The organism is Dechloromonas hortensis (assembly GCF_009469765.1).
Taxonomy (GTDB): Bacteria; Pseudomonadota; Gammaproteobacteria; order Burkholderiales; family Rhodocyclaceae; genus Azonexus; species Azonexus hortensis.
Genome location: NZ_SSSQ01000003.1, coordinates 333,804 through 359,091, shown reverse-complemented (window position 1 = coordinate 359,091; position 25,288 = coordinate 333,804). Strand labels below are relative to the sequence as shown.

The 25,288-nt window shown below is 65.4% G+C and carries 25 protein-coding genes; 18 read left to right on the top strand and 7 right to left on the bottom strand.

Going from position 1 to position 25,288, the window contains the following annotated elements; translation table 11 throughout:
- Nucleotide 1 precedes the first annotated feature (1 nt).
- Nucleotides 2-217: a YgaP family membrane protein gene (locus tag GH663_RS08170; RefSeq protein ID WP_153131140.1), complete on the bottom strand. Its 216-nt coding sequence runs from the start codon at nt 215-217 to the stop codon at nt 2-4.
- Nucleotides 218-480: 263 nt separating this feature from the next.
- Between GH663_RS08170 and sbcD the strand changes: the two genes are divergently transcribed.
- The 5 genes from sbcD to GH663_RS08145 are packed head-to-tail and all read left to right on the top strand — an operon-like array spanning nt 481 to nt 7,426.
- Complete coding sequence (sbcD, locus tag GH663_RS08165; RefSeq protein WP_153131139.1) at nt 481-1,722, top strand: exonuclease subunit SbcD; 1,242 nt, start codon at nt 481-483, stop codon at nt 1,720-1,722.
- Nucleotides 1,719-5,192, top strand: a complete 3,474-nt coding sequence (gene sbcC / locus GH663_RS08160; RefSeq protein WP_153131138.1) for an exonuclease subunit SbcC — start codon at nt 1,719-1,721, stop codon at nt 5,190-5,192. Before sbcD ends, sbcC begins: the two co-directional genes overlap by 4 nt.
- A gap of 29 nt (nt 5,193-5,221) precedes the next feature.
- Entirely contained in the window at nt 5,222-6,607 is a 1,386-nt protein-coding gene (locus GH663_RS08155) for a 3'-5' exonuclease family protein (RefSeq protein WP_153131137.1), read from the top strand.
- Between the two features lie 4 nt (nt 6,608-6,611).
- Nucleotides 6,612-7,064 (top strand): CreA family protein, encoded by a 453-nt coding sequence (locus GH663_RS08150; protein ID WP_153131136.1) that lies wholly within the window; start codon nt 6,612-6,614, stop codon nt 7,062-7,064.
- Entirely contained in the window at nt 7,052-7,426 is a 375-nt protein-coding gene (locus tag GH663_RS08145; protein ID WP_246181528.1) for a cupin domain-containing protein, read from the top strand. The genes GH663_RS08150 and GH663_RS08145 overlap by 13 nt, the downstream gene beginning before the upstream one ends.
- A 184-nt stretch (nt 7,427-7,610) precedes the next feature.
- On the opposite strand, the gene GH663_RS08140 is transcribed toward GH663_RS08145, so the two are convergent.
- From GH663_RS08140 to GH663_RS08115, 6 genes are read right to left on the bottom strand one after another with little or no spacing between them, the layout of a single operon-like run.
- Nucleotides 7,611-8,102: a nucleoside 2-deoxyribosyltransferase gene (locus GH663_RS08140; RefSeq protein WP_153131135.1), complete on the bottom strand. Its 492-nt coding sequence runs from the start codon at nt 8,100-8,102 to the stop codon at nt 7,611-7,613.
- 43 nt (nt 8,103-8,145) lie between these two features.
- On the bottom strand, nt 8,146-8,841 hold the full coding sequence (locus tag GH663_RS08135; protein WP_170291373.1) for a YecA/YgfB family protein: 696 nt from the start codon (nt 8,839-8,841) through the stop codon (nt 8,146-8,148).
- Nucleotides 8,842-8,893: 52 nt separating this feature from the next.
- Nucleotides 8,894-9,523 carry a nucleotidyltransferase family protein gene (locus GH663_RS08130; RefSeq protein WP_153131133.1) on the bottom strand — a complete coding sequence of 210 codons (630 nt, stop codon included), beginning with the start codon at nt 9,521-9,523 and terminating at the stop codon, nt 8,894-8,896.
- Nucleotides 9,524-9,526: 3 nt separating this feature from the next.
- On the bottom strand, nt 9,527-10,528 hold the full coding sequence (locus GH663_RS08125; protein ID WP_153131132.1) for an XdhC family protein: 1,002 nt from the start codon (nt 10,526-10,528) through the stop codon (nt 9,527-9,529).
- Nucleotides 10,529-10,538: 10 nt separating this feature from the next.
- Nucleotides 10,539-12,752 carry a xanthine dehydrogenase family protein molybdopterin-binding subunit gene (locus GH663_RS08120; RefSeq protein ID WP_153131131.1) on the bottom strand — a complete coding sequence of 738 codons (2,214 nt, stop codon included), beginning with the start codon at nt 12,750-12,752 and terminating at the stop codon, nt 10,539-10,541.
- Between the two features lie 11 nt (nt 12,753-12,763).
- The gene (locus GH663_RS08115; protein WP_066882978.1) at nt 12,764-13,222 is read right to left on the bottom strand and encodes a (2Fe-2S)-binding protein; all 459 of its coding nucleotides are present in this window, start codon (nt 13,220-13,222) and stop codon (nt 12,764-12,766) included.
- A gap of 199 nt (nt 13,223-13,421) precedes the next feature.
- Here GH663_RS08115 and GH663_RS08110 point away from each other — a divergent pair, with 199 nt between their 5' ends.
- The 13 genes from GH663_RS08110 to GH663_RS08055 all read left to right on the top strand — a co-directional run bounded on the left by GH663_RS08110 (nt 13,422) and on the right by GH663_RS08055 (nt 25,287).
- Nucleotides 13,422-14,375 carry an AraC family transcriptional regulator gene (locus tag GH663_RS08110; RefSeq protein ID WP_153131130.1) on the top strand — a complete coding sequence of 318 codons (954 nt, stop codon included), beginning with the start codon at nt 13,422-13,424 and terminating at the stop codon, nt 14,373-14,375.
- A 146-nt stretch (nt 14,376-14,521) separates the two neighbouring features.
- Entirely contained in the window at nt 14,522-15,019 is a 498-nt protein-coding gene (locus GH663_RS08105) for a peptidase associated/transthyretin-like domain-containing protein (protein ID WP_153131129.1), read from the top strand.
- Between the two features lie 148 nt (nt 15,020-15,167).
- Nucleotides 15,168-15,563: a peptide-methionine (R)-S-oxide reductase MsrB gene (msrB, locus tag GH663_RS08100; RefSeq protein ID WP_153131128.1), complete on the top strand. Its 396-nt coding sequence runs from the start codon at nt 15,168-15,170 to the stop codon at nt 15,561-15,563.
- Nucleotides 15,564-15,980: 417 nt separating this feature from the next.
- Entirely contained in the window at nt 15,981-17,318 is a 1,338-nt protein-coding gene (locus GH663_RS08095) for a cation:proton antiporter (protein ID WP_153131127.1), read from the top strand.
- Between the two features lie 63 nt (nt 17,319-17,381).
- Entirely contained in the window at nt 17,382-17,816 is a 435-nt protein-coding gene (locus GH663_RS08090) for an ElaB/YgaM/YqjD family protein (protein WP_153131126.1), read from the top strand.
- A 95-nt stretch (nt 17,817-17,911) separates the two neighbouring features.
- On the top strand, nt 17,912-18,397 hold the full coding sequence (locus GH663_RS08085) for a CBS domain-containing protein (protein ID WP_153131125.1): 486 nt from the start codon (nt 17,912-17,914) through the stop codon (nt 18,395-18,397).
- 54 nt (nt 18,398-18,451) lie between these two features.
- Complete coding sequence (locus GH663_RS08080) at nt 18,452-19,105, top strand: ABC transporter ATP-binding protein (RefSeq protein WP_153131124.1); 654 nt, start codon at nt 18,452-18,454, stop codon at nt 19,103-19,105.
- A complete protein-coding gene (locus tag GH663_RS08075; RefSeq protein ID WP_246181527.1) occupies nt 19,102-20,757 on the top strand; it encodes an ABC transporter permease in 1,656 nt (551 codons plus the stop codon). Before GH663_RS08080 ends, GH663_RS08075 begins: the two co-directional genes overlap by 4 nt.
- Nucleotides 20,660-21,631, top strand: a complete 972-nt coding sequence (locus GH663_RS21160) for an FtsX-like permease family protein (RefSeq protein ID WP_246181535.1) — start codon at nt 20,660-20,662, stop codon at nt 21,629-21,631. The genes GH663_RS08075 and GH663_RS21160 overlap by 98 nt, the downstream gene beginning before the upstream one ends.
- Nucleotides 21,631-22,710: a lipocalin-like domain-containing protein gene (locus GH663_RS08070; protein WP_153131123.1), complete on the top strand. Its 1,080-nt coding sequence runs from the start codon at nt 21,631-21,633 to the stop codon at nt 22,708-22,710. The genes GH663_RS21160 and GH663_RS08070 overlap by 1 nt, the downstream gene beginning before the upstream one ends.
- A gap of 168 nt (nt 22,711-22,878) precedes the next feature.
- On the top strand, nt 22,879-23,178 hold the full coding sequence (locus GH663_RS08065; protein ID WP_153131122.1) for a hypothetical protein: 300 nt from the start codon (nt 22,879-22,881) through the stop codon (nt 23,176-23,178).
- Nucleotides 23,179-23,549: 371 nt separating this feature from the next.
- The gene (cfa, locus tag GH663_RS08060) at nt 23,550-24,674 is read left to right on the top strand and encodes a cyclopropane fatty acyl phospholipid synthase (protein WP_211371091.1); all 1,125 of its coding nucleotides are present in this window, start codon (nt 23,550-23,552) and stop codon (nt 24,672-24,674) included.
- Between the two features lie 52 nt (nt 24,675-24,726).
- Complete coding sequence (locus GH663_RS08055; protein WP_170291372.1) at nt 24,727-25,287, top strand: hypothetical protein; 561 nt, start codon at nt 24,727-24,729, stop codon at nt 25,285-25,287.
- Nucleotide 25,288: the final 1 nt, after the last annotated feature.

The window sequence follows — 25,288 nt, the reverse complement described above, 5'->3', positions numbered from 1 at the left end:
ACTATGCCGTCGGCTTGCCGCCGGAACAGGCCTTGCAGGAATTGGAATTGAAGCCAAACACCGCGTAAGCCGGGCAGAAACTGAATACCGCCGTCGCCAGCAGGACGACGCCGAGCCAACCCCACATGCCGATGACGCCGGTTAGGGTCGCCACGATCAAAGCCACACCCACCACCGCACGAGCGATGCGATCCATGTTGCACATATTCGATTTCATCTGATTCTCCTCAACGATGCCAGCGGAACGCTCACTTACCGAGAGTTCTCCAAGGGGAGTCGATGAACTGCACTCAACACAGATACAACTTGGCCGGACTACTGATACATGAGCTATTCGCTCAGTGACTAGGACCCGGCGCCGGGGCTATGGTTCGCGGCCAGCCGGCCGAATGGGTATAGTGCGCGCTCGACAGCGGCCAACAAATAGTCGATGCCTGCGGTCGACGCCCTGTTTTCATCATTTTTCAGCCCCTCGAACCGATGCGCATCCTCCACACCTCCGACTGGCACCTCGGCCAGCATTTCATGGGCAAGAGCCGGCAGGCCGAGCATCAGGCGCTGATCGACTGGCTGCTGACGCAGGTCGAGGCGCAGGCCGTCGATGCCGTGCTGATCGCCGGCGACATTTTCGATACCGGCACGCCGCCGAGCTACGCCCGCGAACTGTACAGCCAGTTGGTCGTCCGCCTGCACGCGGTCGGTGTCGCCCTGCTGCTGCTCGGCGGCAATCACGATTCGGTGGCGACGCTGGGCGAGAGCCGCGAACTGCTGGCCCGGCTGGATGCGACGGTGGTCGCCGCCGCCGACCATCCGCCGGCCCAGGTCGTCGTCCTGCCTCGGCGCGATGGCGAAGCGGGCTGCATCGTCTGCGCCATTCCCTTCATTCGCCCGCGCGACGTGCAGCAAAGCCTGGCCGGGCAAAGCGCCGAAGACAAGCTGCTGTCGCTGCAAGCGGCCATCCAGGCGCATTACCAGGCCGTTTATGCGGCGGCTAGCGCCCGCCAGCGCGAACTGGAACAGGAACTCGGCCGCCCGCTGCCACTGATCGCCACCGGCCACCTGACCACGGTCGGCGCCAGCAGCAGCGAATCGGTCCGCGAAATCTACGTCGGCGCGCTGGAGGCCTTTCCGACCTGCGCCTTCCCGCCGGCCGACTACATCGCGCTCGGCCACATCCACCGGCCGCAGCGGGTCGGCGGCCTGGAACACATCCGCTATTGCGGCTCACCTATCCCGCTCAGTTTCGACGAGGCGAAACAGCAGAAGGAAGTGCTGCTCGTCGATCTCGCCGCCGGCAGCCCGCCGACCGTGACGCCCTTGGCGGTGCCGCGCTTTCAGGGGCTGGTCGCGGTCAGCGGCAATCTCGACACCCTGCGCGGCGCGATTGGTGCCGCGGCCGCCGAAGGCACGCGCGAACGGCCGGCCTGGTTGGAAATCACCGTGGCCGAAGACGACTACCTGGCCGACCTGCCGGCCCGCATCGAGGCATTGACCGAAGGCTGGCCGGTCGAGGTGCTGCGCATCCGCCGCCAGCGCGGCAACGCCGCCGCCCGCCTGGCCGCCGAAGCCAGCGAGACGCTGGACGAACTCAGCCCGCACGACGTCTTCGCCCGCCGCCTGCAACAGGAAGAATTGAGCGAAGAACTGCAACAGGCACTCGAACAGCGCTACCGCGCAATCGTCGCCAGCCTGCAAGGGGAAACCGAAGGGGAAGCGGCATGAAGATCCTCAGCCTGCGCCTGAAAAACCTCAATTCGCTGAAAGGCGAATGGCGCATCGACTTCACCCGGCCGCCCTTCACCGACAACTGCCTGTTCGCCATCACCGGCCCGACCGGCGCCGGCAAATCGACGCTCCTCGACGCCATCTGCCTCGCCCTCTACCACCAGACGCCGCGCCTGAAGACCATTTCGGCTTCTGACAACGACATCATGACCCGGCATACGGCCGACTGCCTGGCCGAGGTCGAATTCGAGGTCAAGGGCGCAGTCTACCGCGCCTTCTGGAGCCAGCGCCGCTCGCGCGACAAGGTCGATGGCGCGCTGCAGGCGCCCAAAGTTGAATTAGCAACCGGCGACGGCACCATTCTCAGCACACAGACCAACGACAAGCTGAAGCGCGTCGCCGAAATCACCGGCCTCGATTTCCCGCGTTTCACCAAGTCCATGCTGCTCGCCCAAGGGGGGTTCGCCGCCTTCCTCAACGCCAGCGCCAACGAGCGGGCCGAACTGCTGGAAGAACTGACCGGCAGCGAAATCTACGGCGACATTTCGCGCAAGGTGTTCGAACAGGCCCGCGACGCCAAGGGCCAGCTCGACAAACTCAAAGCCCGTGCCGAGGGCATGGAACTGCTCACCGGCGAACAGCGCGATGCGATGCAAGAGAAAGTCGGCCGCCTCGACAGCCAGTTGAGCGACATCCAGCGTCAGCACCAGCATGCCCAAGCGCAACGCCAGTGGCGGCTCGACCTCGCCCAGAGCGAGCAGGAACACAAAGTCGCGGCCGCCAGACAGGACGCAGCCAACGGCGCACTCGCCGCCGCCGCGCCCGAACTGCGCCGGCTGGCCGACAGCGAACCGGCCGAAGCCCTGAAGCCATTGCACCAGAACTGGCAACAGGCGGCCGCCGCCTGCCGGCAAAGCGAAGGCGAACTGCAGACCCTGCACGCCCAACGCGCCACGCTGCAGGGCGAACAGCACCAGCAACACAATCAGGCCCGCTACCTCGCCGCCAGCCAGGCCGAACAGGCACAAAGCCGCTGGCAGCAACTCCAGCGCGAAGGCAAGCAGATCGACGATTTCTGCGCCGCCCACCCGCAGCGGGCCCAACTCGGCGAACGCCTCGGCGTCTGGCGCCAGCAGTTCGAACAGCGTTCCAAGCTGCAGCAGGAGATCGCGGTGCAGCAGCAGGCACTGCAAAAACTCGAACAGGAACAGGCGGAACAGAGCCGTCGGCTCGGCGCGCAGAGTGCTGCGGTCGACGCCGCCGAAAAGGCAAAAACCGCCGCCGAGAGCGCGCTGCAAACGGCGCAGACCGAGCAGAACCAGCGCCTGGCCGGCCAGACGCTGGCCGAACTGCGCCAGCACTGGCAAACCGAACAAACCGCCCTTGCCCGCTGGCAGCAACTGGACAACCTCGCCCGCCGCCAGCGCGAACTGGCCGCCCAGCAGACGACACAGGCCACCCTGTTGCAGCAGGGCCGGCTCAAGATCGAAGCCCAGGAAAAAGCCCTGGTCGCGCTGCGCGAGCAGCACAAGGAACTGAACGCCCAGGTCGCCGACAAGCAGAAGCTGCTTGAGCAGGAACGCCGCATCCAGAGCCTGGAAGCGCATCGCCAGAAATTGCAGCCGGGCGAGGCCTGCCCGCTGTGCGGCTCGGCCGATCACCCGGCGATCGGCGCCTATCAGGCACTCGATGTCTCGGCCACCGAAGCCGCCCTCCGGGAAAAGCAGGCGGCGCTCGACGCACTTACCCAGAAAGGCCTGCAAGCCAAGGCCGAGCAGGCCGCCAGCCAGGCCACGCAACAGGAACGACAGAGCCAGTTCGACAAGAACCAGAAGGAAATCGAGCGCGGCCAGGCCGAATGGCAAGAGCGCAGCACGGCACTGAGCACCGCGCCTGCGCTCGGCGCCAGCGACTGGCAGAACCCCGATACTCTACAGGCCGGCCAGCGTGCCGCCGAACAGGCCATCGCCCGCTTGGCCGAGCGCCTGCAGGCAGCCGACCGGGGCGAACAGGCCCTGACCCAGGCCCGCAAAACCGCCAACGACAGCGCTTTGGCACTGCAAGCCGCCCGCAACCAACTGACCCAGCTACAACAGGCCGTGCTCAGCGGGCAAGCCCGGCAGGCCGAACTGAAACAAGCCGAACAGACCCGCCGCCTGGAACTGGCCGACCTCGACAACCGCCTCGCCAGCACGCTGGCCGCTGCCGGTTTCGAGCCGCCGGCCGAACCCGCACTCTGGCTACAGGAACGCGATGGCGAATGGCAGCACTGGCAGCAAACCCAGCGCCGCCGCCAGGAACTGGGCGAAGCGCTGACTCGCCAGCAAGGCCTGTGCGAAACCGCGCAAGCGCAGGCCGCCTTGTGGGAAGAACGCTGGCAGGCGCTGCCTGCCGAGGCAGTCCTGCGGTCGACCGCTGACCAAGAGCAAAATCCACCGGCCGACTTGGCCGCTGCCCTCGCCCGCTGCGCCGACGAAGTAGCTCGCCTCGGCCAGGCGCTGGCCGCGCTTCACGGCCGGCAGACGCAACTGGAAAGCAACCTCGCCCAGCAGAAAAAAGCCCTGGCCGAGGTGTCGACCGCCTGGCAGACGGCGCTCGACGCCAGCCCTTTCGCCGATCTCGCCGCCTTTGTCGGCGCGCTGTTGCCGGCCGAGGAACGCCAGCGTCTGCTGCAACTGAAGGAACAACGGCAGCAGGCGACCCAGCAGGCCGCCGCGCTGCTCAAGGCCGCCGCGGAAAAACTGCAGCACCTACAGGCAACGCCGCCGGCAAACGGCAACGAATCAGAGCCGACCGCCGTGCCCAGCTTGCCCGAACTCGACGAGCGACTGAATACGCTCGACACCGCCCGCCGCAGCATCAGCGAACAGCTCGGCGCCCAGCGCGCCCTGCTCGCCAGTGACGAGCAGCGCCGCCAGAACCAGCAGGCGCTGTTCGGCCAGATCGCCGCCCAGACCGCCGAAGTCGATATCTGGCAGCGCCTCGACAGCCTGATCGGCTCGGCCAAGGGCGACAAGTTCCGCAAGTTCGCCCAGGGCCTGACCCTCGACCACCTGCTCCACCTCGCCAACCGCCACCTCGGCCGCCTGCACGGCCGCTACCTGCTGCGCCGCAAATCGACCGGCGAACTGGAGCTCGACATCGTCGATAGCTGGCAAGGCGAAGTCGCCCGCGATACGCGCACGCTGTCCGGTGGCGAAAGCTTCCTGGTCAGCCTGGCGCTGGCCCTGGCCCTCTCCGACCTGGTCAGCCACAAGACCTCGATCGACTCGCTGTTTCTCGACGAAGGCTTCGGCACACTCGACGGCGACACCCTGGAAATCGCCCTCAACGCACTCGACAGCCTGAACGCCAGCGGCAAGATGATCGGCATCATCAGCCATGTCGAAGGCTTGAAGGAACGGATTCCGGCGCAGATTCGCGTTGAAAAGGGCGGCGGGGTTGGCTATTCGCGGTTGAGCGTCTGATTGCGCCGGCAGCGTGAGAAAATGGCGGCATGCAACCTTTAGCCTTTGTTGACCTGGAAACCACCGGCGCCACTGCCACCCACGACCGCATTACCGAAATCGGCATTATCGAAGTCGATGCCGACGGTGTGGTGCGCGAATGGCAGCAACTGGTCAATCCAGGGATGTCCATCTCGCCCTTCATCGAACAGCTGACCGGCATCAGCGATGCCATGGTGGCCGAGGCGCCAACCTTCGCGGATGTCGCCGGCGAAGCTTTGCGCCGGCTCGAAGGGCGGCTGTTCATCGCCCACAATGCGCGCTTCGACTACGGTTTCCTGAAAGCCGAGTTCGGGCGGCTCGGCATCACTTTCCGGGCACCGGTGCTGTGCACCGTCAAGTTGTCGCGCGCCCTCTTCCCTGAGCATCACCGGCACAACCTCGACTCGCTGATTGAACGGCACGGCCTGCAGGCTGCAGCCCGTCACCGGGCGCTGGCCGATGCCCAGCTGATCCACCAATTCTGGCAAAAAATCCACGTCGACCGCAGCCCGGAGGCGATCGATACCGCCATCCAGGCACAGAACGGCAAGCTCAGCCTGCCGCCCCAGCTCGATGCCCGCCTGATCGACGAACTGCCGGAAACGGCGGGCGTCTACCTGTTTTACGATACCGACGGCCTGCCGCTGCATATCGGTCCGGCCACCGACCTGCGCAAGGGCGTCCTCGCCCACTTCAAGCACAAGCGTCCGTCGGCCAAGGAGGCCCGGCTGGCGCAACAGGTCAGTCGCATCGACTGGGTCGAGACGAGCGGCGAGATCGGCGCCCTGCTCACCGAAGCGCGCCTGGTCCGGCAACTGCGGCCCGGCCACCAGCAGCGGCCGGAGCAGCCCGACGAAACCTGCACCTGGATGCTGATCGACGAAGGTGACGGTTGGCTGCGGCCGCAACTGCTGCCGGCGTGCGACCTCGATTTCAACCTGCGTACTGCCTGCTACGGCCTGTTCCGCAATGCCAAGGAAGCCCATTCCCGACTGCGGGCGCTGGCCGACAGCGAAAAGCTGTGCCGCAGCCTGCTCGGGCTGGAAAAGCATGCCCCCGGCCGCCCCTGCGCCGGCTATGCGAGCAAATCCTGCAAAGGCGCCTGTTGCGGCAAGGAAAACCTGGCCCGGCACACGGTCCGCCTGCTATCGGCGCTGACCCAACAGAAGCTGGTTTCCTGGCCTTTCCCCGGCCCGGCGCTGATTCGCGAAGGCGACGCAGCGCATCTGCTCGACGGCTGGCGTTACCTCGGCACGGTGCGCCGCGACGAGGAAATCGACGCCCTGCTCGCGGCCGGCCGCCCGCCCTTCGACCGCGACACCTACAAGATCCTGGCCAAATACGTCGGCAAGATGACGCCGCTCGCTGTCCAACGCACCGCCTCACCGGAGTAAACCGATGAAACGCCTTCTCCCCCTGCTCCTCGCCGGCCTCGCCCTGCCCGTCATGGCCGAGGAAATCAGCTGCGTGACGACCGCCTGGAAGTTGGTTGGTGCCAACCACCGCGTCTGCGTCTATGCCTTCGACGACCCGAAAATCCCCGGCGTTACCTGCCACGTCAGCCAGGCCAAGACCGGCGGCGTCAAGGGCAGCTTCGGGCTGGCCGAAGACCCATCGCAATTCTCGCTGGCCTGCCGGCAGACCGGCCCGATCACGCTGCCGGAAAAGCTGCGCAAGGACGAGATCGTATTCAGCGAAGACACCTCGCTGATGTTCAAGGAAACCTCGATCCACCGCTCCTACGACGAAAAGCGCAAGGTACTGATCTATCTGGCGATCAGCCGCAAGGTCATCGAAGGCGCCCCGGCCAACTCGATCTCGACGGTGCCGATCCAGCCGTGGAACAAGTAGCAATGCAGAAGACGACGCTGGCGGAAATCGCCCCCTACATCACCAAGGATGGCTCGGAAATCCGCGAACTGCTGCACCCGGGCCAGCACGCGGTTCGCCAGCAGAGCCTGGCCGAAGCTGTCGTCGCCATCGGCGCCCGCACCGAACTGCATCGGCATCATGTGACCGAAGAGATTTACCACGTGACGCGCGGCCAGGGGCTGATGACGCTCGGCGGGCAACGCTTTGCCATCGCCGCCGGCGACAGCATCGCGATTGCGCCGGGCACGCCGCACTGCCTCGAGAACACCGGCGCCGAAGCACTGCACATCCTGTGCTGCTGCGCGCCGGCCTACGCTCATGAGGATACCGAACTGCTTTAGCGGCCTGCTTCGAAAATCTCGGTGCTGCCTGAGCGGCTGCCGTCATCCCCGCGTAGGCGGGGATCCATAGATCGCCTGGATTCCCGCCTGCGCGGGAATGACCGGGTAGTTCTTCGAAGGTTTCAGAAATTCGGAAGCACTACACTAACTGCCCAGGCCGCGGCTAGTAGCTGGCCGGCCTCCTTTAGCCGCGCAGCCCTTCCGGCAAATGCGCCAGCGCCTCGGCCAGGCCGCCGACGACAATCTGCGCCGGCACCGCCAGCATCAGGTTGAGCGGCAGGCCGAAGTCCTCGACATGCAGACCCTGGCGGTCGACCGGTCGCCCAGCCCGATTTTCAAGCGGCCCGCCCTGGATACGGGCAACGCGCTCGACCGTGTTCTCATGCTCGGCGAGATAGCCGATCACCGGCTTGTCGAGGGCCAGCGCGAAGCCGACCTCGACGCAGGTGCCGGAATCCGGCTCGCAGCCACGAAACGGGTTGAGATTGGCGAGCACCGCGTCAGCATTGCGGATCAGCTCGATATTGGCGTGGTAGATGCCCGGCGCCGTCGTTTCGACGCCATCGAGCGGAATCAGCGCCGTATGGCCAAACTGCGCGCACAACTGGCGGGCCGCGTCGGCCCAGGCCATGGCATCCGGGCGAAAGACGTCGGGTCCGGCCAGGTAGAGTTTCATGGGAAGGCTCGTAACGCCGGGGCCGGTCCGGCCCCGGTAAAAATCAGTTCAGCTTTTCGGGCGAGCCGCAGCACTGCTTGAACTTGCGACCGCTGCCGCAGGGGCACGGGTCGTTGCGGCCTGACTTCGGTTCTTCGTGGCGAACCGTGCCGCCACTGCGCTTGTTGCGCCAGAAGTTGTACAGGGTCTGGATGATGACCGGCAGGTTTTCCTGAATATCGGCGACCAGGCGGGCTTCCTCGGCCGGTGCGAACCAGCGCTCGCCGCTCTTTTCGACGTCTTCCTTGAGCATGCCGTTGAGCATGAACATCGGTTCGAGCAGCTCGGACAGATCCTCGGCGTGCTTGCCGGCCAGTTCGAACCAGTCGCCGGCCAGACCGGCGCCATAGACATAGGAGTCGGCCCAGGCCGCGTAATCGTATTCCTCGCCGCTTTCATCGAGCGGATAGAGCACCGGGGCCACCGTTTCATCGGCCAGCAGTGCGGCAGCGATATCGTTGTTGAGGCGCATCAGCAGTTCCATGCACTCGGCAACGACCGGATGGCTGGCGTTCTCCATGCCCTTGCCCAACACATCCGGCAGCCAGACCGACGGCAGGACCGGCTCCGGGCCGCTGACGATGGCACAGAGGATGGCCTGGATTTCATCCAGGCGCATCGAGTCTTCCTGGAAAACATCGTCTTCGAGCAATTGTTCGAGGCGGTCGAGATCGGCGTCGGTCAGCGGGTTCGGATTCATGATTCGTGTTCCTGTTGCAATTCCCGAATCATAGCCGAGGCCAGGCCCGACGTCAGGCCGGACGGGGGCTGATTTTTGCCATTTTTTCCCGGTCGACCGCCGGCATGCCGGCCAGATCGGCCGGCGTGTCGATATCGGCCAGGATGCCCGGGTCATCGAGGGTGACCAACTCGATTTCGGAGGGCGCCCCCTGCAACAAGCGGCGCGCCCCCTGGTCACCCTGCAAGGCCTCCAGTTCGTCCCGCCAGCGTTCCGAAAAACCAACCGGATGGCCGCGCCGGCCGGTAAAAGTCGGCACGGCGATGCTCGCCCCACGGCGCAAGGCCTCGGCAACCGCGGCATGGCTGGCCGGCGCGATGGCCGGCATATCGGCCAGCGCAATCAGCCAGCCGGCGGCTTGCGGGCTGGCCCGCACTCCGGCCGCCAGGCTATGACCCATGCCCAGCTCGGCCTCGGCGCAATAAATCACCCGGCAATCGGCGGCTATCAGCAAGGCGGCCAGCGCCGCATCGCCCGGCCGCAACACGGCCAGCACTTCGTCGCAGCCGGCCCGCAAGCTGCGCGCCGCCGCCAGCGCCAGCGGCGTGCCGTCAGCCAGCGGCTGCAGGCGCTTGTCGCTCCCGAAGCGTCGGCCCTGGCCGGCGGCGAGCAGCACACCGACGATCTTGCCGGTGCTCGTCATCGCTCAGCCGACCCGGCAGGCGTAGGGATCGGCTTCCATCGCCATGCCCACGGTCCGCGGATTGACGGCATTCTTCACCGCCGTCATCTCGGCCAGGATCGACACGGCGATTTCGGGCGGCGTCCGGCTGCCGATCGGCAGGCCGACCGGGCCGTGCAGACGCTCCAGCTCGGCTTGCGAGAGGTCGAAATACTCGCGTAGCCGCTCCCGCCGTTTTCCATTGTTCACCGCCGAACCCAGCGCCCCGACGTAAAAGGCCGGCGACTTCAGGGCTTCGAGCAGCATCATGTCGTCCAGCTTGGGGTCGTGCGTCAGCGCCACCACGGCGCTGTGCGGGTCGAGCCGCAGTTCGAGCACCACGTCGTCCGGCATGCCGGCCAGCAGCGTCGTCCCCGGCACATCCCACTCTCGGGCGTATTCCTCGCGCGGATCGCAGATGAAGACCTGGTAGCCGAGGGCCTGCGCCATCGGCGCCAGAAAGCGGGAAATCTGCCCGGCCCCGACCAGCAGCAGGCGCCAGGCCGGGCCGTGCTGGGTGAGCAATGTTTCACCGTCCCACACCAGCGCATTGCCGGCCCGCCCGCCATCGATCTCGACACGGCCTAGAGAGAGCACTAGGCGGCGCTGGACCAGTTGCCCGGCCGCGATGCGTTCGGCCATATGGGCCAGCGCGCCGAGATCGGGCGCCTCTTCGATGACCAGTTCCAGCGTGCCGCCGCAGGGCAGCCCGAAGCGGTGCGCCTCGTCCTGCGTTACCCCGTAGCGGACCAGTTGCATGCCGCTGCCGCTGAACTCGCCGGCCCGCATGCGGTAGATCAGGTCATCCTCGATGCAACCGCCGGAGACCGAGCCCTGCACCAGCCCGTCGTCGCGCAGCGCCATCCAGGCACCCGGCGGGCGCGGTGCCGAGCCCCAGGTGCGGGCCACGGTAACCAGCGCGAAGCGATGGCCGGCCGCCGCCCAGCGTTGGGCCGCGGCCAGAACCTGCGTATCCAGGTTATCCATGGGCTTCTCCTCAGGCGACCAGATCGGTGCTGCGTAGCGGCAGCCGATGCAGGTACTTGCCGGTAGCGGCGGCAATCGCATTGGCGACGGCCGGTGCCAAGGGCGGCACGCCGGGTTCGCCGATGCCGGTCGGCGCCTCGGCCGAGGGCACGATATGGACTTCAACGGCCGGCATTTCGTTGATGCGCAGCGGTGCGTAGCCATCGAAATTGCCCTGCTCGACCTTGCCGTCCTTGAGCGTGATTTCGCCATGCAGCACTGCCGACAGCGCGAAGCCGATGCCGCCCTCAACCTGCGAGCGGATGTTGTCCGGGTTGATCGCCGTGCCGCAATCGACGGCGCAGATGACGCGGTCCACCTTCAGGCTGCCGTCGCGCCCCACCGTCACCTCGGCGACCTGGGCGACCACGCTGCGGAACGACTCATGCACCGCAATACCGCGCCCGCGCCGCTCGCCGGCCTTGCCAGCCTTCAGCGGGCTGCCCCAGCCGGCCTTCTCGGCGGCCAGCTTGAGCACGCCGGCGTGCCGGGGGTGGGCCTTGAGCAGGCTCATGCGCAGTTCGTAGGGGTCCTTGCCAGCGGCGGCGGCCACTTCATCGAGGAAAGCCTCGGTCGAAAACGCCGTGTGCGACGAACCGACCGAGCGCCACCACAGCACCGGCACGCCGATATCGGTCAGCGTATGCAGGTCGACCGTCAGGTTGGGAATGGCATAGGGCAGATTCGACGCCCCTTCGACCGAAGTCGCATCGACCCCGTCCTTGACCATCATTTTCTCGAAGGGCGAGCCGGTGATGATCGACTGGCCGACCAGGCGATGCTGCCAGCCGATGATGTTGCCCGCCTCATCCAGCCCCGCCTCCAGCGCATGGTGATAGAGCGGCCGGTAGTAGCCGGCCCGCATGTCGTCCTCGCGCAGCCAGACCAGTTTGACCGGCGCCTTGCCGCCAATCGCCTTGACGATCTGGGCTGCCTCCAGCACGTAATCGGAATCCTTGCAGGCGCGCCGGCCGAAGCTGCCGCCGGCGTACAGCATGTGGATATTGACCTGCTCCGGCTTCAGGCCGAAGAGATTGGCCAGCGCGTACTGGTCGCCGGTATGCAGCTGCTCGCCGTTCCAGACCTCGCAGCCGTCGCTGCTCAGCCGGATGACGCAATTCATCGGCTCCATCGCGGCATGCGCCAGGAAGGGGAAGTCGTAGCTCGCCTTGACCACCGTGGCGGCCTTGCCGAGCGCGGCAACGGCATCGCCGTCCTTTCTTGCGGTCAACCCCGGTTTTTTGGCCATTTCCTTGTAGCGGGCCAGAATCTCGTCGCTGCCCAGCTTGAAGGCGGCACTTTCGTCCCAGCTCACTTGCAGCGCATCGCGGCCTTTCTTGGCGCTCCAGGTATCGGTCGCCAGCACGGCAACCCCCTGCGGGATTTGCACGACATCGACGACGCCCTTGACCGTCTTGGCCCGCGTTGCATCGAAGGAGGCGACCTTGGCGCCGAACAGCGGCGGATGGGCGACCACGGCGACCAGCATGCCCGGCAACCGGACATCCTGCGTAAATATGGCCTTGCCGTTGGTCTTCTCCAGCGTGTCCTTGCGCCGCGCCTGCTTGCCGATCAGGCGGAAGTTTTCCGGCTTTTTCAGCACAACTTCGGTCGGCACAGCCTCCTGCGCGGCGGCCTCGGCGAGAGCGCCGAAATTGGCGCTCCGCTTCGACGCGGCATGGCGCACGACGCCCTGGTTGACTTCGATTTCACTGACCGGCACCTGCCAGCGTTTGGCGGCGGCGGCGACCAGCATGGCCCGCCCAGCCGCGCCGGCCTTGCGCATCTGCTCCCAGGAGTTGGCCATCGCCGTGCTGCCGCCCGTGCCCTGGGCCGGCCCCCAGAACAGGTTGTTGTAGCGCTTGGCATCGGCCGGCGCCCCTTCGACGCGAACCTGCGCCCAATCGGCGTCCAGTTCCTCGGCCAGTATCGTGGCCAGGCCAGTGTAGGTGCCCTGCCCCATTTCCAGGTGCTTGGAAATGACGGTTACCGAATTGTCGGCGCCGATGCGCAGGAAGGCATTCGGTTCGAAGCTGACCGGTGCGGCCAGGCCTTCGCCCGCCTTGCCCGGTCCGGCTGCAGCCGCCGCCGCGGCAATGCCCGGCAGGCAAAAGCCCAGCGTCAGGCCGGCCCCGCCCTGCAGAAAACGGCGACGACTCAGGTTCTCAATCGCGATCTCGTTCATGTCCGTTCTCCTTAGGCCAGCGACTTGGCAGCTTCGTGGATGGCCGCGCGGATGCGGACGTAAGTGGCGCAGCGACAGAGGTTGCCGGACATCGCGTTGTCGATGTCGGCATCGGTCGGCTTGCGATTCTGCGTCAGCAGCGCCACGGCACTCATCACCTGGCCGGACTGGCAGTAGCCGCACTGCACGACATCGAGCTTCTGCCAGGCCGCCTGCACGGCCTTGCCGACGCGCCCGGCATCGACCGTTTCAATGGTCGTGATCTTCTTGCCGACCACCGCCGACACCGGCAGCGCACAAGAACGCATCGCCGTCCCATCGACATGCACGGTACAGGCGCCGCACAGCGCCTGGCCGCAGCCATACTTCGTCCCGGTCAGCTGCAGCGTATCGCGCAAGGCCCAGAGCAAGGGGGTATCGGGGGCGACATCGAGTTTCTGCAGCTTGCCATTTACGTTGAGTTGGATCATCAGCAGCTCCTGTTGAGGTTGGGGTCGATCGGCGATGCGTGCCGCCGATGCAGGGCCGGACGAATCCGGCTGATGGCGGCCAGTTTGTCTGCAGCAATGCCCGCTGCGGTAACCCAAAGCTGCAGACTTATTGCCTGATCCTCCAGAAATGCAGATGGAGGTCTCGTCGCTCGCCGACAAAACGGCTACCCTGCGGCCTATGGATACCCGCGTTCAGACCATCGTTCCGCCAAATGATTCCGTCATCGCCCCCGAGCGGCTGCTGAACAGCCAGCGTGAGGAAATGGCCGACATCATCCGCCGCCACTGCCCGACCGACGGCGTCACGCCGACCGCCATTCCCGGTCTCAATCTCATACGTGGAACCAGCACCTGCGCGCCCAGTTGCTCTGTGACCAGCTCCTTTTTCGCGATGATGGCGCAGGGCGCCAAACGCATTCAGGTCGGCGACGACACCTACGACTACGACACCCGGCACTACCTGATTTCCTCGGTCGACCTGCCGATCTTTTCGCGCCTGACCCGCGCCTCGATCCTCGAACCTTATCTCGGCTTCGGCCTCGGCCTCGACCCGCTGAAAATCGAAGAACTGTCGGCCGCCATGCCTAAAAATCGCCTGCTGGAGCCGGTCGACCGCGGCATTGGCGTCGGCCGCCTCAGCCCGGCGATTCTCGACAGCGCGCTGCGCCTGGCCCGCCTGCTCGACACGCCGGCCGACATCCCGGTGCTGGCCCCGATTATCGAACGCGAACTACTCTACCGCCTGCTCAGCGGCGAACTCGGCTCGCGCCTGCGCCAGGCGGTCGCCAGCGGCAGCCACAGCCACCAGATCGTGCGCACCATCGCCGCCCTCAAGACGCGCCTGGCCGAAACGGTCAGCATCGACGACCTGGCCGGCCTCGCCAACATGAGCAAGTCCTCGCTGCACCATCACTTCAAGGCATTGACCGGAATGACGCCGCTGCAATACCAGAAGCAGTTGCGCCTGCACGAAGCCCGCCGCCTGCTGCTGGCCGACGACGGCGACGCCGCCTCCGCCGCCCACCGCGTCGGCTACGAAAGCCCCTCGCAATTCAGCCGCGAATACCGGCGGATGTTCGGGGCGCCGCCGAGGAAAGATATTGCGTTGGTCAGGCAGAGCGAGGGAGGCTGAATCGCCAGCTTGTATCCTGCCGAAACACTGACCAGCCGCCGAAAGGCGGCTTTTTATTGCCCCCAATATCTGCGCAACTACTACTTAAGTGGCATACAATCCGATTTCCACAAACAAACCATAATCTGGACAGGGAGATTTCGACAATGAAACGTACACTTATCGCAACCGCTCTTGCATTCGCTATTTCAGGCTGCGCAACGATTGTTGGCAGCACGACGCAGTCGGTAACCATCAAAAGCGTCCCAGAAGGCGCCAATATTTCGATTACCAATCGTGCTGGCGAAAAAATTCACACCGGCATGACTCCGGCCACGATCACGCTGAAGAAGAGCGCCGGCTACTTCAAGGCCGAGTCCTACACCGTGAAATTCCAGAAGGACGGCTACGAAGCCAAGGAACTCATCGTCAGCGGCCAGGTCAATGGCTGGTACTTCGGCAACATCATCTTCGGCGGTCTCATCGTCGGCATGCTGATCGTCGATCCGATGACGGGTGCGATGTTCTCGCTCTCGCCTGACACCATCGATGCCGGCCTGGATGCCGTCGGCGCCAAGACCAGCAAGGCCGATGGTTCGCTGACCGTCGTCCTGCTTGAGGATGTCCCGGCCGAACTGATGCAGCACGCCCGTCGCCTCAACTGAACCGACGCCCTGCCGGGCGTCGATCAGATGCAAAATAGCCGCCTCGAGGGCGGCTATTTCATTTTCGCGGCATTTGACCGGGGCGGGGAAGCGACCTGAATCATTTCCCGCCTACCTGGTCTTACCGGCAACAATTCAGGAGAACCCCATGCCCAAGATCGAAAAAACCGATGCCGAATGGCGTGCCCAGTTGAGCCAAGAAGAATTCCGCGTTACCCGCCAGAAAGGGACCGAACCCGCTTTTACCGGCAAATACTGGGACAGCCACGCAGACGGCACTTACCGTTGCGTTTGCTGCGGCGCACCGCTCTTTCGCTCGGAAACCAAGTTCGACTCCGGTTGCGGCTGGCCGAGCTTCCACACGGCGAACGATGAAAAACTGGTCGACGAGCATGTCGACCGCAGCTTCGGCATGCTGCGTACCGAAGTCACCTGCCACGACTGCGGCGCCCACCTCGGCCACGTCTTTCCGGATGGCCCGGCGCCGACCGGCCTGCGCTACTGCATCAACTCCGCCTCGCTGAAGCTGGAAACCGACGACTAGCTGGCAAGGCGACCGGGTCAATCAACGATGCCCGATAGCGGGTGAGTCGTTTGCCGGCCTGGTCTTCCAACCAACCCAAGCAATGGGAAAGCCCGGCAAACGCCCAGAGCCGGCAGTACCGCTCAGTTAAGCGTCATTCCCGCGAAAGCGGGAATCCAGGAACCACGCATTGACTGGGTTCCCGCCATCGCGGGAACGACAAGTTCAAGATTCATTGCCTTAACTGAACCGCATTGCCTGGCTGGAGGCGTTTCCATCAGATTCGCTGCCCGCCAGAAAAACTGAAGGATTTGGCTGGCAGCGACTCCAACGAACAGCGCCGATGTTCGCCCGCTTCGCCAAGCCGATCGGGCATGACGCCAGCAGCATCTGCGGCAGGCGTATTGCCGTCCCATCATTCACCAGGAGCAGGCTGCGATGTCTTTTGCGATGTGGGCACTCGTTATCGGTGCACTGCTGGTCACCATGGCCCTGGCCGGTTCGATGCTCAAGCGCCTGCCGGCGAGTGCCTCGATGTTCTATCTGGCCGTCGGCTATGGCCTCGGCACCGCCGATTGGGGGCCGACGCCACCCGACCCACAGAGCTATGCGGCCATTCTGGAACGCGTCAGCGAAGTGGCGCTGCTCATCTCACTGTTCTCGGTTGGCCTGAAGCTCGGCCTGCCCTTGTCGAACCGTCAATGGTATTTGCCGGTGCGCCTGGCATTCGTCTCGATGGCGCTGACCGTCGCGCTGATCGCGGCAAGCGGCTATTTCCTCCTCTCTTTGCCGCTCGGCGCCGCCATCCTGCTCGGCGGCATTCTGGCGCCGACCGACCCGGTGCTGGCTTCGGATGTCCAGGTGGACGATCCCGGCGACCGCGACCGCCTGCGCTTCAGTCTCTCCGGCGAAGGCGGCCTCAACGACGGCGCCGCCTTCCCCTTTGTCTTTCTCGGGCTCGGCCTGCTGGGCCTGCACGATCTCGGGGCGGGCGGCTGGCGCTGGCTGACGATTGACCTGCTGTGGGCGCTGGCCGGCGGCCTCGCCATTGGCAGCCTGCTCGGTGCGATTATCGGCAAATTGGTGGTGTATCTGCGCACGCACCACCAGGAGGCGGTCGGCCTCGATGAATTCCTCGCCATGGGCCTCGTCGCCCTCGCCTACGGTGCGGCGCAGTTGGCCTACGCCTCCGGCTTCCTCGCCGTATTTGCCGCCGGCCTCGCCTTGCAGCGCAGCAAGGGGCAGTCGCACCGTCTGCCGATTCCGCTCGCCGTGCAGGACAAGGAAGCCAGCCTGGCCATCGCGACCGATCCGGAACTGGCCGGCGCCTACATGATGCAGGCGGTGCGCGGCTTCAACGAGCAGATGGAGCGCATCGCCGAGCTGATCATCGTTCTCGTCGTCGGCGCCATGCTGCCCTACGTCCGTTTCGACTGGACCGCCCTCGGTTTCCTGTTGCTGCTATTTGCGGTGCTGCGCCCGCTCGCGGTATGGCTCGGCTTGCTCGGTGCCAGGGTCTCGCGCGATCAACGCCTGCTGATCTCCTGGTTCGGCATCCGCGGTATCGGCTCGATCTACTATCTGATGTTCGCCCTGCATCATGGACTTTCCGGCCCGATTGCCGAGCAGGCCATCACCCTCACCCTGACGACCGTAGCCGTTTCCATTGTCGTTCACGGGATCTCGGTGACGCCGCTGATGAATCTCTACACTCGCCGGCAACTTCGAAAAAGCCAACTTCCCGCGGCCGAGAACCGGCGCCACAAACCGCGCTAAACAGCCACCCCGCTGCGGGTGCGGCAGCATTTATTCATTCTCCGAAACCGGGGAACCGGGGACATGAATCGCGACTCTCAGATTTGTGGTCTGTTCAATTCGCCCACCCGCGCCCGCGCGCTCCGGCGCGGCCCCATGTTTGACTTTCTTTTGGAAGGAAAAATCATGAAAAACCCTGGAATTGATACCTCCCCAAGCAACGGCGCACATCAGGCCATCGACCGGATTTCTGACGCGGTACATCCGGCAGTCTCCCGTGCCGCATCCGGCGCCCATCATCTGGTGGACAGCATAAGCGGCACCTCCAGTCGGCTGGCGCACGGGCTGGAAAGAACCGCCTGCCGAGTGATAGAGGCCGAACAGCGCCTGGTTGGCGCCAGCAGCAACTATGTCCGCGAAAATCCGTTCAAGTCAGCCGGTTTCGCGCTGGCCGCCGGCTTTCTGGTGAGCCAGCTGGTTAGTTCGCGCAAGTCGTCGGACAGCTACGACAAGGCTTGATCGAATTTTCGCGATTTTTGACGGTTGACCGCAGGACTCACCAGTGGGCCGGCCAGGGGTACAGGTTCTTTTTTTCACGTCAGAGGAGAAGGATGATGTCCGAGACCAATGCAAATACCGAGCGCTTGTTCCCCTACCGCCCGATCCGGCACTTTGTCGAATCCGCTCCAACCGAAATCCATTCCGTCCGGCCCGGCGATACGGTGCTGTCGGCGCTCAAGCTCATGGCTGAAAAGAACCTCGGCGTGCTTGTCGTCCTTGACGGCGAACGCCTGGTCGGCGTCATGTCGGAACGCGACTACGCCCGCAAGGTGGTTCTCGCCGGTCGCCGTTCGGAGGAGACCACCGTCGCCGAGATCATGAGCCGTGAGGTCGTCACCACCTACCTGGATGCCAAGTTCGGTGACTGCATGCGCCTGATGAACCAGTACCATATCCGGCATTTGCCGGTGTTGGACGGCGATCGCTTGGTCCGCGTGATCTCGATCATGGATGTGCTGCGCGAGGCGGTTGCCCATCACGAGAAAGTACTCATGGAGCTCGAGCGCGAGCGGATGAGCGTGTTCAATTCCGTTTGCTGATCAAAGGCCGGAACGTCTGGCCGCCGATGCCGAACGGATTTGTCCATATGGTCGATGCTTGAAATCGAGGGGCTTTCTCGCCGCTTCAACGGTCGCTGCGTTCTGCACGACATCTCGCTGCATTTGCATGCCGGCGAATACATCGCCATCGTCGGCGAGTCCGGTGTCGGCAAATCCACCCTGCTCAACCTGATCGCCGGGCTGGACCGTCCCGACGGCGGTCGGCTGGCACTGGATGGCGCCGCTTACGCGCAACTGGACGAAGATGCGCTGACCCGCTTGCGGCGCGACAAGCTGGGTTTTGTCTTTCAGGCTTTTCATGTGCTGCCCCATCTCAGCGTCCGCCAGAACGTCGCGCTGCCGCTCTGGCTGCAGGGTTTGCACGGCGCCGCGGCCGATCTGCCGGCGCAGCAGTTGCTGGAGGCGGTCGGTCTCGGCGAGCGGGCGGCGAGTTGGCCACGCGAGCTGTCGGGGGGCGAACTGCAACGGGTGGCGATCGCCCGCGCGCTGGTGCACAAACCCCGTCTGCTGCTGGCCGACGAACCGACGGGCAATCTCGACCCGGCCAACGGCGCCAAGGTGCTCGCCCTGCTCGCCGAGCGGGTGCGTCAGGTCGGCGCCATCGGCATTCTGGTGACCCATTCGCCGGCTGCGGCGGCGACGGCGGATCGGGTTTTGCACCTGACCAGCAGCGGGTTGCAGGCGTGACACGCCTGAGACTGGCGCCGGTTTTTCTCGGCTCCCTGGCCCGGCGCCGGCTGGCGACGCTATTTTCCTTTTTCGCGATTGTCCTCGGCGTGGCCTTGGGGATGGCGGTCCAGGCGGTACATGAAGCGGCCTTGCGCGAGTTCGATCGAGGTCTGCGCGCCCTGGCCGGCGAAGCCGATTTGCAGGTGGTCGGGCCGCGCGGCGGCTTTGACGAAAAGATCTACGCCCTGCTCGCCGGCCGCCCCGAGGTGGCCGAGGCGAGCCCGCTGCTCGAACTTGAGGTGCGGTGGTCGGAGTCGGGACCGGAGGAAACGCTGCAACTACTCGGCATCGACATTTTCGCGCTGGCCCGGGTGACGCCGGTTTTATTGCCCAAACCGGCGTCGACCGCAGACCGCCTGGCCAGCCTGGCCGAAGAAAGCATATTTCTCAGTCGCGCGGCGCAAACCGCCCTCGGCCGCCAGCCAGGCGACGACATCGACCTGCAGGCCGGGACGCAGCGCCGGCGCTTCAAGATTGCCGGCGACATTCCCGGCGCAGCGGACAACCGGCGCCTGGCCGTGATGGATATCGCCGCTGTGCAGGCGCATTTCGGCAAGCTTGGCCGGCTCAGCCGGATCGATCTGAAACTGGTCGAGGGCATGGCGCCGGGTACGGCACGCTCGGCCTTGCAAGCCATCCTGCCGGCCGGGGTGCTGATCGAGGTGCCGGCGGCCAGCGCCGAGCAGGCCGGCAATCTGTCGCGGGCCTACCGGGTCAATCTGACCATGCTGGCGGCGATTGCGCTGCTGACCGGCGGCTTTCTCGTTTTTTCGGCGCAGGCGCTGTCGGTCGTCCGCCGGCGCACCGAATTCGCCTTTCTCCGCGCCCTTGGTCTGGCGCGCCGCACCCTGTTTACCTGGCTGCTCGCGGAAGGCGCCCTGATCGGGCTGGCCGGGGGCGTCGTCGGGGTCATCCTCGGTCACGCGCTGGCCTGGGGAGCGCTGGCCTTACTCGGCGGCGACCTCGGGGCCGGCTACTTTTCCGGGCTGCAGCCGAGCCTGCAATTTCAGCCGCTGGTCAGCGCCGTCTATGTCGGGCTCGGCCTGCTGGCCGGGATCGCCGGCGCCTGGCTGCCGGCCCGCGAGGCGGCGACGGTCTCGCCGGCACAGGCCTTGAAGGCCGGCGACGAGACGACCCTGCTCGGTGGCAGAGGCCACCCGCTGCTCGGCTGCGGCCTGCTCGCCACCAGCCTGGCCGCCTGCGCCATTCCCCCGCTCGATGGGCTGCCGCTGGGCGGTTACTTGGCAGTGGCCTGTCTGCTGGCCGGCAGCGTTCTGCTGCTGCCACTACTTGCCGCCGGCATCGCCCGCCTGTTGCCGGCACGCGGCCCGGTGCCGGCCCGGCTGGCGGCAGCCCGGCTCGGCGCGGCTGGCGGCAGCCCGGCTCGGCGCGGCACCGGGGCATGCCGTGGTCGCGGCGGCTGGGGTGCTGACCAGTGTCGCGCTAGCGGCGGCGATGGCGATTATGGTCGCCTCCTTCCGCGACTCGGTCGACCAATGGCTGCACCAGCTATTGCCGGCCGATCTCTATCTGCGGGCCGGCCAGACACAAAGCAGCGCGTATCTCGACGAAGCCCTGCAGGCGCGAATTTCGAGCGTACACGGCGTTGACCGCAGCAACTTCACGCGCCACGCCAATCTACGGCTGGCGGCCGGGAAAGCGCCGGTCGCCCTGATCGCCCGCTCAATCGCCGCCGACGGCAGCAACCTGCCGCTGGTCGGGCCGGTACGACGTGGGAAAACACCGGCGATCTGGATTTCCGAAGCGATGCTCGACCTTTATGGCTGGCGCGTCGGCCAGCCCGTGGTCTTGCCGCTCGCCGGCCAGCCCGTCGAACTGCACGTCGCCGGGGTCTGGCGCGACTATGCGCGGCAGACCGGCGCCATCATGATCGATCTGAGCGACTACCGCCGCCTGACCGGGGATCGCCTGGTCAATGATGCGGGCATCTATCTCGCGGCGACTGCCGATGCCGAGCAGGTGGCCGCGGCGCTGACCGCGATGGCCGGCCCCGGCGTGCTGGAAATCTCCCGGCCGGGCGAGATCCGGGCGCTCAGTCTGCAAATTTTCGACCGGACTTTCGCGGTGACTTATCTGCTCGAAGCGGTCGCCATTGCCATCGGCCTGGCCGGCGTCGCGGCCAGTTTCGCCGCCCTGGCCGCGGCCCGCCGCCGCGAGTTCGGCATGCTCCGCCACCTTGGCCTGAGCCGCCGCCAGATCGGCTGGATGCTGGCCCAGGAAGGAGCGCTGGCGGCCGGTGTCGGCGTTGCCGCCGGCCTGCTGGCGGGCGGCGCCATCGGCCTGGTGCTGATCGAAGTGGTCAATCGGCAAAGCTTCCACTGGAGCATGGACCTGCATGTGCCCTGGGCCTCGCTGGCGCTGTTCGCGCTCGGCCTGGTCGCCCTCGCCGCCCTTGCCGCAGTGCTCGCCGGTGGTCAGGCAATGCGCCAGGACGCGGTGTTGGCCGTGCGCGAGGACTGGTGATGCAGCGGCGCGATTTTCTCGTCGCGCTGGCCGGCCTCGGCGTTTTCGGCCGGGACGCAGCGGCTACGGTCGAGTTTGCCCCGGTCCTGCCGGGCCGCCGCCTGAGCTTCCCGGCCGACCACGGCGCGCACCCGGATTTCCGTATTGAATGGTGGTATGCGACGGGCTGGCTGAATTGGCCGGAGGGCGGCAGCCCGCTGGGTTTTCAAATCACTTTCTTCCGCGTCCAGACGGGGATCGGCAAAGCCAATGCCAGCGCCTTTGCGCCGCGTCAGTTGATCCTCGCCCACGCCGCCCTGGCCGACCCGGCCCTGGGCCGCCTGCGCCATGATGAACGTTCGGCCCGGGTCGGCTTTGGCCGGGCCGGTTTCGCCACCGACCGGACCCGGGTCTGGGTGGACGACTGGCGTTTCGAGCAGCAGGCCGGCAGCTACCGGGCCGTGGTGCGCAGCGCCGAATTCGCCTATGCCCTGAACCTCGTGCCGAACGGCCCGCCGATGCTCAACGGTAGTGCCGGCTTCAGCCCCAAGGCGGCCGACCCACGTCACGCCAGCTACTACTACAGCCGGCCGCAGCTCAAGGTGGAGGGGATGCTGACGCTGGCCGGCAAAACCCGAGCGGTCAGCGGACTGGCCTGGCTCGATCATGAATGGTCGAGCGAAGAGCTGCCCCCCGGCGCCCAGGGTTGGGACTGGATCGGCATCAATCTGGCGGACGGCGGTGCACTGATGGCTTTCCGTCTGCGCGATGCGACCGATGCAGCCTTGTGGTCGGCCGCCACCTTCCGCCAGGCCGACGGCAGCAGCCGCAACTTGCCGCCCACGGCCGTGATATTCGAAGCCTTGCGCCAGTGGCGCTCGCCGCGCACCGGCATCGCTTATCCGGTGGAGTGGCGCGTCCGCCTCGAGCAGCGGCTTTTCGGTCTCCAGGTGTTGATGGACGACCAGGAACTGGACAGCCGGCGGTCGACCGGGGCGATTTACTGGGAGGGCGCGGTGCGCCTGCTCGAAGACGAGCGGGAGGTCGGGCGCGGCTATCTGGAAATGACCGGTTACGGGGAAAAAATGCGTCTCGGCTAGGCGATCAACTGCGGCGCCATTCGACAGTCACGCGGCCGGTCATTTCCAGATGCAGGCCGCACTCATTTGTTACCAAATGTTGGGAAAGCGAAACCTTCCAGCGGTTCATGCGTTCTTATTTATATGAGGTAGTCCCTGATCTATGGTCTGCCATGAAGGAGGTCTAATATGAAAACTCTTCGCATCGTTCTGCTTGGCTTGCTGCTCTCGGCAAGCTTGGTGTCCGGGGCATACGCCCACGGGCCGCGCGTCGGGGTGAGCATTAGCCTGGGCTATCCGGCCTATGTTGCGCCGCCCCCCGTTTATTACGCGCCGCCACCGCCGGTCTATTACACGCGCCCGGCTCGTATTTATTACGCACCCCCGCCGCCGCTGGTCTATGTGCAGCCCTACGGCTATGGGCGCCATTCATATCGCCACGATTATGGTCCGTACCGGGGCGGGCACAAGCACAGGCATCACCATTAGTACTCGGCCGGCGAAGCTAGATGAGCGCAGGGCGAGTCCAGTGCCGGGCGAACCACCTTCGCCCATGCGCCTCAGGGAAACGTACTGATCAGCCGGAGTACGCCGGAGCGGTCAGCGGGCGTGCCGAAAAAGGCAGCCGGCGCAGCGCGACAAATCGCTGCTCGATCGGCTGGCCCGCTAACCATTGCGAGTCTCAGGCCGCGTCGTCCCACGCGCTGACCTTGACGGTTCGCCGTTGGCCCGGCGAATGGAGCACCCGGCGACGTAGCGCAGCACTTTTCTCATGACGAAAGCGGCCATCGGAGGAGGAGGCTATGGCATCGATCTCGCCCATCTCATCAAGAACATCTTCCGCCCAGAAACTCGCCCCGATGAAAGCACGGGCATCCGGCACCGTGCATCATCTGGCGAACAAGGCAGGATTCCGGATCAACGGCGATGCGCCCTGGGATATCCGGGTGATCGACCCGCGCTTTTATCGTCGTGTCGTCATGGAAGGCTCGCTGGGCTTCGGCGAGGCTTATATGGACGGCTGGTGGGAGTGCGACAGGCTGGATCAGCTTTTTCACCGCCTGCTGGTGGTCGACGCCGATCGGCACATCGATAGCTGGATGCAGTGGCGCCTGCTCCGCGTCGTCATGCGCCACGCCTTGTTCAATCTGCAATCGAGCCGGCGCGCCTTCGTCGTCGGCGAACGCCATTACGACATCGGCAACGACGTCTTCGAGACCATGCTCGATTCGACGATGAGCTACTCCTGCGCCTACTGGCTGCGAGCGGCGACGCTGGAAGAAGCGCAACGGGACAAACTCGACCTGATCTGCCGCAAGCTGGAATTGCAGCCCGGCGAACGCTTGCTCGACATCGGCTGCGGCTGGGGCGGACTGGCCCGCTACGCGGCCGAGCATTACGGCGTCGAAGTCCTCGGCATCACGGTCTCGAAAGAGCAGCAGAAACTGGCCCGCGAGCGCTGCGCCGGGTGGCCGGTCAGCATCGAACTGCTCGACTATCGCGCCCTTGCCGGCCAGTTCGACAAAGTGGTGTCGGTCGGCATGTTCGAGCATGTCGGCCCGAAGAACTACGCCGATTTCTTCGCCATCGTCGAGCGTCGGCTCAAGGACACGGGCCTCTTCCTGCTCCATACCATCGGCAATTACCTGACGCCGCGCAAACTCGACCCGTGGATGGACAAATACGTCTTCCCGAACGGCCGGCTGCCCTCGGCCACCGACATCGCCGGCGGTGTCGAAGGGCGCTTGCTGATCGAGGACTGGCACAACTTCGGCGCCGATTACGACCGCACGCTGATGGCCTGGTGGGAGAACTTCGAACGCGGCTGGCCGCGCCTGGCCGACAAGTACGGCACATCCTTCTACCGGATGTGGAAGTACTATCTATTAAGCTGTGCCGGCTATTTCCGTTCCCGCCAGGGGCAACTCTGGCAAATCGTCTTCAGTAAGCGCGCCCGCTCCGGCGTCTACCGATCGGTCAGGTAAGCGGAGTACAGGCAAAATGACGACATCGCAATCGAGGACAACAAGCTTGACGGTGAGCCGCCAGATCGTTGTACCCCCCGTCGTCAATCGGCTTTTCTGCCATCCGCTTGATTTCGGGAACCACGCCTGGGCACAGACTGCCGGCCGCTTCCGCCGTCCGGCCAGCACGGCAATTTTCGCCTTGCTCGTCACCACCTGTGCTTGGCCGGATGACTCGAGCTTCTCCACCACCTTCGGTGCAGCCATTCTCTGCCTCGACGACCTGGAGCCCGGCTATTTCTACAACGCCATGCGCCAGCGTCCCTACAAAATCGAGCAAGGTGCCTACTGGTTCAAAACCTCGGAGCAGTTGTTCGGTGCCCCGCTCACCGAGATCTTCATCAGCGATGGCAGCAGCCGGCATGCCTTCGTCGGCGCCGTTTCCTCGCTGTCACCGGCCGAGTTGGCGGCCGTCGTCTCGGCTGGTGCACCGGCCGGGGGCAGCTTCAAAAGAGTCAGCCGCACCGACCGCTATGCGCCCTTCGTTTCCCCGACCGGCTCGGAAATCGTTTATCAAGGCAACAAGGGCAAAATATTCTGCCGCCGCGACCGGGTCGTGCTACCTGTCAATTGAG

Excerpts from the sequence above, each read along its gene's own strand:
- GH663_RS08155 (WP_153131137.1), top strand. The coding sequence starts at position 5,222 with ATGCAACCTTTAGCCTTTGTTGACCTGGAAACCACCGGCGCCACTGCC.
- GH663_RS08140 (WP_153131135.1), bottom strand. The coding sequence starts at position 8,102 with ATGAAACTCTACCTGGCCGGACCCGACGTCTTTCGCCCGGATGCCATG.
- msrB (WP_153131128.1), top strand. The coding sequence starts at position 15,168 with ATGCCCAAGATCGAAAAAACCGATGCCGAATGGCGTGCCCAGTTGAGC.
- GH663_RS08115 (WP_066882978.1), bottom strand. The coding sequence starts at position 13,222 with ATGATCCAACTCAACGTAAATGGCAAGCTGCAGAAACTCGATGTCGCC.
- GH663_RS08090 (WP_153131126.1), top strand. The coding sequence starts at position 17,382 with ATGAATCGCGACTCTCAGATTTGTGGTCTGTTCAATTCGCCCACCCGC.
- GH663_RS08120 (WP_153131131.1), bottom strand. The coding sequence starts at position 12,752 with ATGAACGAGATCGCGATTGAGAACCTGAGTCGTCGCCGTTTTCTGCAG.
- GH663_RS08085 (WP_153131125.1), top strand. The coding sequence starts at position 17,912 with ATGTCCGAGACCAATGCAAATACCGAGCGCTTGTTCCCCTACCGCCCG.
- GH663_RS08095 (WP_153131127.1), top strand. The coding sequence starts at position 15,981 with ATGTCTTTTGCGATGTGGGCACTCGTTATCGGTGCACTGCTGGTCACC.
- GH663_RS08110 (WP_153131130.1), top strand. The coding sequence starts at position 13,422 with ATGGATACCCGCGTTCAGACCATCGTTCCGCCAAATGATTCCGTCATC.
- GH663_RS08170 (WP_153131140.1), bottom strand. The coding sequence starts at position 217 with ATGAAATCGAATATGTGCAACATGGATCGCATCGCTCGTGCGGTGGTG.
- GH663_RS08135 (WP_170291373.1), bottom strand. The coding sequence starts at position 8,841 with ATGAATCCGAACCCGCTGACCGACGCCGATCTCGACCGCCTCGAACAA.
- GH663_RS08150 (WP_153131136.1), top strand. The coding sequence starts at position 6,612 with ATGAAACGCCTTCTCCCCCTGCTCCTCGCCGGCCTCGCCCTGCCCGTC.
- GH663_RS08070 (WP_153131123.1), top strand. The coding sequence starts at position 21,631 with ATGCAGCGGCGCGATTTTCTCGTCGCGCTGGCCGGCCTCGGCGTTTTC.
- GH663_RS08105 (WP_153131129.1), top strand. The coding sequence starts at position 14,522 with ATGAAACGTACACTTATCGCAACCGCTCTTGCATTCGCTATTTCAGGC.
- GH663_RS08065 (WP_153131122.1), top strand. The coding sequence starts at position 22,879 with ATGAAAACTCTTCGCATCGTTCTGCTTGGCTTGCTGCTCTCGGCAAGC.
- GH663_RS08130 (WP_153131133.1), bottom strand. The coding sequence starts at position 9,523 with ATGACGAGCACCGGCAAGATCGTCGGTGTGCTGCTCGCCGCCGGCCAG.
- sbcD (WP_153131139.1), top strand. The coding sequence starts at position 481 with ATGCGCATCCTCCACACCTCCGACTGGCACCTCGGCCAGCATTTCATG.
- cfa (WP_211371091.1), top strand. The coding sequence starts at position 23,550 with ATGAAAGCACGGGCATCCGGCACCGTGCATCATCTGGCGAACAAGGCA.
- GH663_RS08080 (WP_153131124.1), top strand. The coding sequence starts at position 18,452 with ATGCTTGAAATCGAGGGGCTTTCTCGCCGCTTCAACGGTCGCTGCGTT.
- GH663_RS08125 (WP_153131132.1), bottom strand. The coding sequence starts at position 10,528 with ATGGATAACCTGGATACGCAGGTTCTGGCCGCGGCCCAACGCTGGGCG.
- sbcC (WP_153131138.1), top strand. The coding sequence starts at position 1,719 with ATGAAGATCCTCAGCCTGCGCCTGAAAAACCTCAATTCGCTGAAAGGC.